At 73.1% G+C, this 1,859-nt stretch carries 2 protein-coding genes and 1 pseudogene; 1 reads left to right on the top strand and 2 read right to left on the bottom strand.

Annotation, left to right across the window (positions count from 1 at the left end; translation table 11 throughout):
* Together RB628_RS40420 and RB628_RS40415 are read right to left on the bottom strand one after the other, a co-directional pair.
* On the bottom strand, positions 1–395 hold a 395-nt coding region (locus tag RB628_RS40420; RefSeq protein ID WP_318325632.1), incomplete at its 3' end, for a multicopper oxidase domain-containing protein.
* A gap of 72 nt (positions 396–467) precedes the next feature.
* Positions 468–923, bottom strand: a complete 456-nt coding sequence (locus RB628_RS40415; RefSeq protein ID WP_318325631.1) for a hypothetical protein — start codon at positions 921–923, stop codon at positions 468–470.
* A 117-nt stretch (positions 924–1,040) separates the two neighbouring features.
* Here RB628_RS40415 and RB628_RS40410 point away from each other — a divergent pair.
* Positions 1,041–1,221: pseudogene (locus RB628_RS40410) on the top strand (methyltransferase domain-containing protein); the annotation flags it as partial.
* Positions 1,222–1,859 lie beyond the last annotated feature (638 nt).

The raw sequence follows: 1,859 nt of genomic DNA, 5'->3' as shown, positions 1-1,859 counted from the left end.
GGTGCGCCGTCCATGTCGTTGCGCAGGGCGATGCCGTGCCAGTGGATCGAGGTGGAGGTCCTGCCCGGTAGCTGGTTCGCGAGTTCGGCGGCCAGGGTGTCGCCGGCGGAGAGCCGGACCTCCTTGCCGGGTGTGCGGCCGTCGAAGGTCCAGGTCCTGACCTTGATGCCGCCGCCGAGGTCGACTGTGGCGGGCGCTGCGGTGAGCGTGATCTTGTGCTGTCTGCCGGTGCCGGCCCGCCTCTTCTCGGCAGCGGCAGCGGCAGCGGCGACGGCGGAACCGGAGGGGCTGACCAGGGCGGGCGTGCTGGTGGAGTCGGTGCAGGCGGCGAGCGCGCCCGCGCCGGCGGCGCCGAGTCCGGCGAGCAGGACGGAGCGGCGGTTGACGCTGTTCACGATGTGAGTCCTCTTGTTCGAGCGGGCATGGGGGTGGCGGCGGAGACGGCACACGGGTGCCGGAGGCGCGGCCTAAATGCGCAGCTGGGAGAGGACCGACAGGTCGGGTGGCGCGCGGCTGATCGTCCCGGCGGGCGACCGTCCGGGCCTGGCCTGGTACGGGTGCGCCGTCTGCCGGCCATGGCGCTGCGGCGGGGCGAGCTTGACCGTGTCGACGCCCGCGGCGGTGCAGTGCTGCGGGCCGGGATTCGCGCAGGCACTGCCGTCGACACCGTGCGCGGGGGTGGGTGCGTCGAGGCTGTCCGCGTGAGCGTGAGCGAACCCGTGCGGCAGGGCGGCGGCGGACGAGGACGCCGTGCCGGGCATGGCCTGCCCGGTGTGCGGGGAAGACGCGGCGTGTCGCAGCGGTGCGGACGTGATCGCGACCGTTTCGTGGTGGACCAGCACGACCAGCACGATTAGCGCGGCGAGCAGGGTGACAACGGCGCCACGTGTCCAGTGGACGGCACCGGCGCGGACTGTTGTCATCTCCAACGCCTCCGCCCGGGGTCGTCGTCTGTGAGCCCTGCCGGCTGGGGCTCGTCGCCTGGTAAATATACCCCCATGGGGTGTTGCTCGCCCTTAGGGTCGTCGTCTGCCCGACCCTGTTCGGTCGCTGACCCGCACGCAGCGCTCGCCGAACTCCACCGGGTGCTGCGGCCCGGCGGACAGCTCAGCTTCTTCGAGCACGTACGCGCCTACTCGCCCGGTATAGGGCGTGCAGCGCATCCTGGACGCGACCGTCCGGCCCCTGCTGATGGGCGGCTGTCACACCGACCGCGACACCCGCGGCCCGCCCACATCCTCGGCACAGCTCACCGAATCTCGCGGACCATGACGAGGCTTGTGCCGATTTCACCTGGTCGCAGGCGCGCACCGCTCTGACCGGGCTGCCTGGCGGTGGGCTGAACATCGCACACGAGGCGGTCGACCGGCACGTGGGCGCGCCCGACGCCTGCCTCTCTCCAGAGTCGCCGAGTCGGGACCGGGCCGCACTTGCGGGCGGACGCCCCGCTCTCCGGTGGGACGTACGGGTCGGTGGCGTCCGAGGTCGCGGCCTGGCCGATGGGGCAGCTCCCCGGCGGCTCGGGGCCCAGGGGCCGCTGGCCGCCGGTCCGACCGGCCGCGGCGGCCTCCCGGCATGTGTGGAGCCGAGGGCCGCCCGCTTCTCGCGGACCCGGATTGCGCGGTGCACGGTCTCTCTCCGCTTCGCCGCGTCCCATCAGATGCCCTCGGCTCACTTCCACGGCACCACGACCCGCCCAGCCGCGGTAGGGCCGAACGGCGCGGGCGGAGGGTCCGGGAGAACCCGATGAAGCCGCAGGGCCGCGTCGTGGCCGGTCATCGGCTGGGGTGCTCTTGCTCGCGGTGCAGTACGACCTTGAGGGCGCCGGTGTCGGTGCCGTGGGAGAAGACCTCGTAGGC

Source organism: Streptomyces sp. ADMS (assembly GCF_033441795.1).
Lineage (GTDB): Bacteria > Actinomycetota > Actinomycetes > Streptomycetales > Streptomycetaceae > Streptomyces.
The sequence above is the reverse complement of the archived record's forward strand: the minus strand, read 5'-3'. Positions and strand labels throughout refer to the sequence as shown.